Source organism: Mycobacterium sp. NGS29 (assembly GCF_059812965.1).
In genome coordinates this window covers 119,226-127,506 of sequence record NZ_JCALDR010000018.1, presented here as the reverse complement: position 1 = coordinate 127,506, position 8,281 = coordinate 119,226, and the positions used below count along the sequence as shown (strand labels likewise).

Genomic DNA, 8,281 nt, shown 5'->3' with positions numbered 1-8,281 from the left:
GATGACGACGACGACGACGATGAAGACGAAGACGATGATGACGACAAGCAATCGAAGAAGAAGAAGTCGGATTAGGGTCAGCTGCTGCGCCGGGTGACACCGGCGCAGCCTCTGCTCACCAAGAACTCTTTTAGAACTCTCCAAGGCCCCTGCAGAAATCTCGGTGTCGAGCAAGCCGACACCGAACCAGGGGGCACCGAGAATGACCGTCGAATCAGTGCAGGTGAACAACGTCTACCCGCACACCGACAGCCGTTACGAGAACGTAGAGGCCACGGTTACCTTCGCCGTGGACCCCGCCCACCTGGCCAACGCGCGCATCGCCGACCTCGAGCTGGCCGCCCGCGACGCCGACGGCCTGGTCCGCTACGACGCGGACCTGCGCCTGATCCGCCCGGTCGACGGCGGCAACGGCAAGCTGCTGTTCGTCGTCCCCAACCGCGGCGTGCCGACCAACGCCCCCTGGCTCAAGGGCGGCTTCCTGCTCGACCGGGGCTGGACGATCGCCTCGTGCGGCTGGCAGTGGGACGTCCAGCGCGGGCCGGCCACCCTGGGCCTGACCGCGCCGCAAGCCGATGTCGAGCCCGGCTTCCTGCGCCTGGAGTGGCGCTCGGACAGCGTCAAGGACGACCACGTGCTCAGCTTCACCGCGCCCGAGATCGAGTCCATCCCCGGTGCCGACGTGCTGTTCAGGTTCACCGACTACCCGACCGTCGACGTCGACGACCCCCACGCCGTGCTGACCGTGCGCACCGCACCTGACGCCGAGCCCACCGTCATTGACCGGGGCACCTGGCGTTTCACCGACGCGACCCACGTCGCCCTGGACGGTGGCTTCCAGCCGTTCCGCTGGTACGAGCTGACCTACCGCACCGCGCTGGCCCCGGTCGCCGGCGCCGGACTGCTGGCCATCCGCGACATCGTCAGCCACCTGCGGGCCGACGGCATCCAGCACACCTTCGCCTACGGCGTCTCCCAGGCCGGACGGTTGCTGCGCCAGTTCGTCTCAGACGGTCTGAACGTCGACGAGGCCGGGATGCAGGTCTTCGACGGCGTCTTCAGCGACTTCGCCAGCGCCGCCCGCGGCCAATTCAACCAGCGCTACGCCCAACCCTCCGCCCCGGGCGGCAGCGGCCGCGGCAGCAACGACCCGCTGAGCAACGCCGATCTGCTGGCCGTGCAGCGCGCCCTCGGCGGGGTGCCGAAGACCATCTTCACCAACAGCGCCACCGAGTACTGGCAGGGCGACGGCGCGCTGGTCCACGTCGACCCGCACACCGGCCAGGACCTGCCCGAGGACGCCGACGTGCGCACCTACCTGCTGGCCGGCACCGACCACTTCGGCAGCAGCAAGATCAAGGACGCGCTGCCCGCCGCCAACCCGGTGCACCACCTCGACGTCACACCGGTCACCCGTGCCCTGCTGATCGCGCTGGAGAACTGGGTCGTCGACGGCATCGAGCCCCCGGTCAGCGCAGTGCCCCGCACCGCCGACGGCACCGCCGTCGCTCGCAAGGACGTGCTGTCACACTTCGGCTACACCAACACCCCGTCGCCGGCCTGGCTCCCGGCGGCGCGCCGCGGCCAGTCGCACGTGGACCTGGTGTCGGCGGTCGACCAGGACGGCAACGAAGTCGCCGGCATCCGGCTGCCCGCCGTCGCTGCCCCGCTCGCGGTGTACACCGGCTGGAACGCCCGCCAGTACAACCAGGACCTGCCCGACGTGCTCTACGAGCGCATCGGCAGCAAGCTGGCCTTCGCGCCGGGCCGGCCGTCGGTCACCGACCGCTACGCGACCGGCGACGACTACGCTGCGGCGGTCCGTGCCGCCGCCGAAGATCTGGTGGTACAACGGTTCCTGCTGGCCGACGAGGTCGAGTCGGTGATCCGCAAGACCGTCGCGCAGTACCCCGCTTAGCGATGTCCTGCCCAGCCCTGACTTTTTAGCCTTCATTCTGATTGGCGGGTGCTGCGACGATGTCGCCGCTACGCTCACTGCTCGTGGCGGAAACGTTGTATGCGCCCTGCGGTGACCTCAGTCTGGCCTATCAGGTGGTCGGCGACGGGCCCGTTGACCTGGTCTGGGCCGGGTCGTTCGCCAGTCACGTCGAGTTGTATTGGACAATGCCCGAATTCGGTTCGCTGATGGAGAAGCTGGGCACGTTCGCTCGAGTCTTGTTGTTCGACAAGGCCGGCGTGGGGTTGTCAGATCCAGTGCCCAAAGTCCGTACGCTCGACGACCGTGCGACCGAGATCCAGGCCGTGATGGACGCCGCCGGATTCGAAACGGCCGCCCTCCTCGGGGTGAGCGAAGGCGGTCCGGCGGCCATCCTCTTTGCCGCAACGCGTCCGGAACGAACCCGGGCGTTGATCCTGACCGGTACGACGTCGTACTCCGTTACAGACGGGTGGGGCGACCTGGAATGTGATCCGGCAGAACTGCGGGCACGTATCTTGAGTGAGTTGGGCGAAAACTACACGCCATCGGTGGCATGGATTGCCCACAGCCAGGAATTCGGCCGCGCCGTCCGATATGCATGGGGGAGCGGGGCGGCACTCAAATGCATCATTTCGTCGGTCCGATCGACACGCCAGCTTGGAATGTTGGAGCGCATGTGCGCCAGCCCGGGGATGGCGCGGGCAACAGCGGAAGCGGGATTCCGGATCGACGTGCGGCCGATCCTGCCGACGATCACGGCACCGACACTCGTTTTCCACGCCCGCGACGATCCCGCGCTGCCCGTGCAATCGGGCAGATACCTAGCCGATCACATTCCCGGTGCACGCATGCTCGAGCTCGATGGAGCAGACCACGCGCCATGGTTCACTGAGCCGGACAGGATCGCGACCGAAATCGAAGAGTTGCTCACCGGCAGCCACGGCCAGACGGCACCGTCACGTCGTGCCCTGCGCACCGTGCTGTTCACCGACATCGTCGCCTCGACCGAACGTGTCGCGGCCACCGGCGACGAACGGTGGCGCGCGGTGCTGCAGCGCTTTGGAGCAGTCACTGCCGAACTCACCAGCCGATTCGCCGGCACAGTTGTCAAGAGCACCGGTGACGGCCACCTCATCACCTTCGACGGTCCGACGCAGGCCATCCGCTGCGCGGAGATGTTGCGCCGCGATGCCGAGACGCTGGGAATCGAGGTCCGGATAGGTATTCACACCGGTGAGTGTGAACTGCTGGACCGCGATATCGGGGGGATCGCGGTTCACATCGCTGCACGCATTCTCAGCCAGGCTGGTCCCGGCGAAATCCTTGTCTCGCGCACCGTGCGTGACCTGGTCGTGGGTTCGGGAATTGGCTTTGAAGACCGTGGCAACGTCGAGTTGCGCGGAGTGCCCGGCAGCTGGCAGCTGCTGGAGGTCGCTCGCGGCGGCGCGCGCCCGGGATCGGTCGAGGCGGCACTGGTGTCAACACCCACCCCGGGACCCGGGGCGGCGATGCGCCGCTCGGACCGCGTCGCGGCCCTGATGGCCAAGCGCACGCCATGGATATTGCGTGGGATAGCCCGTTTCGGCGCTACCCGATAGAACGGTTTTTCCTGCTGACCGGCCGGTCGTCGAATCCGCTGCGCCGAACTTTATCTACTCAGTAACAATTATGGAGACCTCAGCTGCGGGCTGTCATACTCGTCGGATCGTCAGGCATTCCATTCGCGGCCAGCTGCCGGCGAATACAGCAGCAGGAAGTTCGATGAGCCTCTCGTTTCACTCGATGCCCCGGGAAAGCGCGCCCACGTGACCATGTTCGCCCGCCCGACCAACCAGGTCGCGGCGGTCCCGCCCGAGTTCGCACCCACCCCGGCCGCCGCGAACGTGTCGGCCAAACGACCGCGGTCCTGGTCGCTGCGCAACTGGCCGGTGCGCTGGAAGGTCTTCGCGATCGCGCTGGTTCCGCTGGTGCTGGCGACCGTCTTCGGGGCGATGCGGGTCGAGAGCGCGCTGGCCAATTCGAACGGCTTGCGGCTGGCCGCGGCCCGGGCCGAGGTGATACCGGCGATCACCAAGTACATGTCGGCGCTCGACGTGGCGCTGCTGGCCAGCTCCACCGGGCGCGACGTGGAGGGCGCGAAGAAGAACTTCGCCGCCCGCAAGAACGAACTGCAGACCCGGTTGGCGGACACCGACGTCATACCCGATGTCCGGACCGGCGGGGACACCTTGCTCAACGGCGGGCAGGCCCTGCTGGACAAGGCGCTGAGCAACAGCATCGGTCTGCGCGACCGCATCACCACCTACGCCCCCCTGCTGCTGACCGCCGAGGACGCGATCACCGCTTCGGTGCAGGTGGACAGCGAGCGGATCCGGTCCCAGGTGCAGGGCCTGAGCCGAGCCGTCGGCGCGCGCGGACAGATGACGTTGCAGCAGATTCTGGTCATTCGTGGCGCCGACCTGCCCGAGCCGCAACTGCGCAACTCGATGATCACCCTGGCCGGCACCGAACCGTCCACGCTGTTCGGGATGAGCGAAGTGCTCGGGGCCGGTTCACCGGATGCCAAGAACCTGCAGCAGCAGCTGGTCACCCGGATGTCGATCATGTCCGACCCGGCCAGCGACCTGGTCGAGAACCCCGACCTGCTGCGATCGATACAGACCACCCAGGGAATCGCCGAACAGGTCATCGGCAGCGCCACCGCGGCGGTGACCAGATCGGTGCAGGGGCAGGCCACCGAACGCCGCGACGCAGCCGTCCGCGACGCGGTGCTGATGCTGCTCGCCATGGGGATCGCGCTGCTGATCGTGCTGTTGGTGGCGCGTGCGCTGGTCAAGCCGTTGCGGATGCTGCGCGACGGCGCGTTGAAGGTGGCCCACACCGATCTCGAGGGTGAGATCGAACGGGTCCGCGCCGGCGCCGAACCCGTTCCCGAACCGTTGGCGGTGTACACCACCGAGGAGATCGGGCAGGTCGCCCACGCCGTCGACGAACTGCACACCCAGGCCCTGCTGCTGGCCGGTGACGAGGCGCGACTGCGGCTGCTGGTCAACGACATGTTCGAGACGATGTCGCGGCGCAGCCGTTCCCTGGTGGATCAGCAGCTGGCGCTGATCGACCGACTGGAACGCAATGAGGAGGATCCCGAGCGGCTCGACCACCTCTTCCGGTTGGATCACCTGGCCGCCCGGTTGCGCCGCAACAGCGCCAATCTCTTGGTGCTGGCCGACGCGCAGATCACCCGTGACCAGCGCGATCCGGTGCCCCTGTCGACCGTGATCAACGCCGCGGTCTCCGAGGTCGAGGACTACCGCCGGGTCGAAACCGGCGCGGTGCCCGACTGCACGGTGCTGGGCGCCACCGCCGGCGGAATCATCCATCTGCTCGCCGAGTTGATCGACAACGCGCTGCGCTATTCGCCGCCCACCTCCCCGGTGAAGGTGTCCGCCGTCCGCGGCAGTGAGGGCGGCGTCCTGCTGCGCATTGCAGATTCCGGGCTGGGCATGACCGACTCCGACCGGCGGATGGCGAACATGCGGCTGCAACCCGGCGGCACGCCGGAGCCGACCCCGGAAAACGCCCGGCACATGGGCCTTTTCGTGGTCGGCCGGCTGGCCGCCCGGCACGGGGTCCGGGTGGGGTTGCGGGGACCAGCCGGCGGCGAAGCGGGCGGTGGCACCACCGCCGAGGTGTATCTGCCGGTGACGGTGCTGGTCGGCGCCACACCGCCGGAGCCCGCCCCGCCGCCGCAGCGGCAGTTCTTCAAGGTGACGCCGCCGGCCGAGCAGGGCGCGGCCCCCGTGTCGCCGGCCGCCACCGGGGGGCAGCCGGTCACGGCGTTACCCCGCCGCAGTCCGGGGTCCAGCGGCATCACCTCCGACGCCGTGGCCGGGGCCGAGCAGCCGCCACCCAAGCAGAAGCGTCCGTTGCCGACACCGTGGTGGGAGAAGGGGCCGCAGCAACCGGTGACGCCGGCCCAACCGGCCGCGCCGCAACCCGCCACGGCCGCGTCGGACACCTCGGCGTTCTTCGCCCGGCGCCCGTCCCCGCCGGCCCCGCCTGCCCCGAAACCGCCGCCGCCAGACCTCACGCCCTCGGGCCCGGATGACGACGACGTGATCTATCAACGGATGCTCTCGGAGATCATGGGCGACCCGCACGACCTGGTTCAGAGCCCCGACCTGGATTGGCAGACGGTGTGGGACCGCGGCTGGACCGCGGCCGCCGAGGCTGAGGACAAGCCGGTCGAGACCCGCACCGATGCCGGCCTGCCGATGCGCACCCCCGGCGCCCAGCTGGTACCCGGCGCGGCCGAGGCCGACGACCGCGAAGTGTCCAACGGCGGCTTGCACCGCAATCCCGAAGCGGTCCGTGCGTCGATCGGCAGCCACTTCAGCGGCGTGCGTTCCGGCCGGTCGCACACCTCCGGCGCCGAGGGGGGCGAGCAGCAGTGACGGTCCAATCGTCCTACAGTCCGCTGGACTGGCTGGTGTCGAAGTTCGTGCGTGAGGTTCCCGGGGTGGCGCACGCGCTGCTGGTGTCGGTGGACGGGTTGCCGGTCGCGGCCAGCGAGCACCTGCCCCGGGAACGGGCCGACCAGCTGGCCGCGGTGGCATCCGGGCTGGCCAGCCTGGCCGCCGGCGCCGCGCAGCTGTTCGAAGGCGGGCAGGTGCTGCAGTCGGTGGTCGAGATGCAGAACGGGTTTCTGCTGTTGATGCGCGTCGGCGACGGGTCGCATCTGGCGACCCTGGCCATGCCGTCGTGCGATATCGGGCAGATCGGCTACGAGATGGCCATCCTCGTCGAACAGGTGGGCAATGTGGTGCAGTCCGCCCGCCGCGCCGAACCCGAGCCGCGATGGACGAACGCGACCCACCGCTAGCGCCGCCCAGCCTGGTCCGCCCTTACACTTTGACGGCCGGGCGCACCGGCACCGACGTCGACCTTCCGCTGGAGGCGCCGGTGCAGACGCTGCCGTCCGGGCACGCCCATGGGTGGCCCGCCGACGACGTGCGCGGCCGGATTGTCGGGCTGTGCGTGAGCAGCCCGTCCGTCGCCGAAGTGTCGGCCCGGCTGGATTTGCCGGTCGGTGTTGCGCGCGTCCTGATCGGGGATCTGGTCACCGACGGTTACCTTCGGGTGCACAGGACCTTGACCGACCGCTCGACCCGCGACGAGCGGCAGGAACTCATAGGGAGGACGTTGCGTGGTCTCAGAGCACTCTGAACACGGAACCGCGTCGACGAAGATCGTCATCGCGGGCGGGTTCGGGGCCGGCAAGACCACCTTCGTCGGCTCGGTCTCGGAGATCATGCCGCTGCGGACCGAGGCGATGGTGACCGACGCCTCGGCCGGCGTGGACATGGTCGAAGCCACCCCCGACAAACGCACCACCACCGTCGCCATGGACTTCGGCCGGCTGACCCTGGCCGAAGATCTGGTGCTCTACCTGTTCGGCACCCCGGGACAGCGGCGGTTCTGGTTCATGTGGGACGACCTGGTGCGCGGCGCGATCGGCGCGATCGTGCTGGTCGACCTGCGACGACTGCAGGACAGCTTCGCCGCCGTCGACTTCTTCGAGCACCGCCGGCTGCCGTTCCTGGTCGCGGTCAACGAGTTCGACGGTGCCCCGCGATATCCCGTCGGGGAGGTGCGCAAAGCGCTGACGCTGGCCGAGCACATTCCGGTGATCAGCGTCGACGCCCGCGACCGCCGGTCGGCCACCGACGCGCTGATCGCGGTGAGCGAGTACGCGCTGGCCCGACTGGCCAGCTGAGCGCGTTGCCTCCGCAGTGGACTGACCGCGAATTCACCGGCGCGGACTTCCGCGACGTTGACGACGGAGACCTCAGCCGGCTGCTCACCGAACGCGTGGTGTTCACCGAATGCGACTTCAGCGGCGTCAACCTGGCCGAGTCGCAGCACCGCGGATCAGCGTTTCGTAACTGCACATTCACGCGAACTACGTTGTGGCACAGTGTTTTTGCGCAGTGCAGCATGCTCGGATCGGTGTTCGTGCAGTGCCGGCTGCGGCCGGTGACCTTCGACGAGGTGGACTTCACGCTCGCGGTGCTCGGGGGCAACGACCTGCGCGCCGTCGACCTCAGCGGGTGCCGGCTACGCGAGACCAGCCTGGTGGAAACCGACCTGCGCAAGGCCGTGCTGCGCGGCGCGGACCTGCGCGGTGCGCGGACGGTGGGCACCCGGCTTGACGAGGCCGACCTGCGCGGCGCTGCCGTCGACCCGTCGTTATGGACGACAGCGTCGCTGGCCGGCGCACGGGTCGACGTGCCGCAGGCGATGGCCTTCGCGCTGGCGCATGGCCTGCGGCTGGACGGCTGA

General features: G+C 68.8%; 7 protein-coding genes. All 7 read left to right on the top strand.

What is annotated here, in order from left to right:
* Window positions 1-202: 202 nt before the first annotated feature.
* The 7 genes from AC5Y5Z_RS21345 to AC5Y5Z_RS21315 all read left to right on the top strand — a co-directional run bounded on the left by AC5Y5Z_RS21345 (window position 203) and on the right by AC5Y5Z_RS21315 (window position 8,281).
* Complete coding sequence (locus AC5Y5Z_RS21345; RefSeq protein WP_499927372.1) at window positions 203-1,918, top strand: alpha/beta hydrolase domain-containing protein; 1,716 nt, start codon at window positions 203-205, stop codon at window positions 1,916-1,918.
* 83 nt (window positions 1,919-2,001) lie between these two features.
* Entirely contained in the window at window positions 2,002-3,537 is a 1,536-nt protein-coding gene (locus AC5Y5Z_RS21340) for an adenylate/guanylate cyclase domain-containing protein (RefSeq protein WP_499927370.1), read from the top strand.
* Between the two features lie 207 nt (window positions 3,538-3,744).
* The gene (locus tag AC5Y5Z_RS21335; RefSeq protein ID WP_499927368.1) at window positions 3,745-6,393 is read left to right on the top strand and encodes an ATP-binding protein; all 2,649 of its coding nucleotides are present in this window, start codon (window positions 3,745-3,747) and stop codon (window positions 6,391-6,393) included.
* Entirely contained in the window at window positions 6,390-6,821 is a 432-nt protein-coding gene (locus tag AC5Y5Z_RS21330) for a roadblock/LC7 domain-containing protein (RefSeq protein WP_499927366.1), read from the top strand. The genes AC5Y5Z_RS21335 and AC5Y5Z_RS21330 overlap by 4 nt, the downstream gene beginning before the upstream one ends.
* On the top strand, window positions 6,797-7,165 hold the full coding sequence (locus AC5Y5Z_RS21325; RefSeq protein ID WP_463825942.1) for a DUF742 domain-containing protein: 369 nt from the start codon (window positions 6,797-6,799) through the stop codon (window positions 7,163-7,165). The genes AC5Y5Z_RS21330 and AC5Y5Z_RS21325 overlap by 25 nt, the downstream gene beginning before the upstream one ends.
* Window positions 7,146-7,715 carry a GTP-binding protein gene (locus AC5Y5Z_RS21320; RefSeq protein ID WP_463825943.1) on the top strand — a complete coding sequence of 190 codons (570 nt, stop codon included), beginning with the start codon at window positions 7,146-7,148 and terminating at the stop codon, window positions 7,713-7,715. The genes AC5Y5Z_RS21325 and AC5Y5Z_RS21320 overlap by 20 nt, the downstream gene beginning before the upstream one ends.
* A 5-nt stretch (window positions 7,716-7,720) precedes the next feature.
* A complete protein-coding gene (locus AC5Y5Z_RS21315) occupies window positions 7,721-8,281 on the top strand; it encodes a pentapeptide repeat-containing protein (RefSeq protein WP_499927364.1) in 561 nt (186 codons plus the stop codon).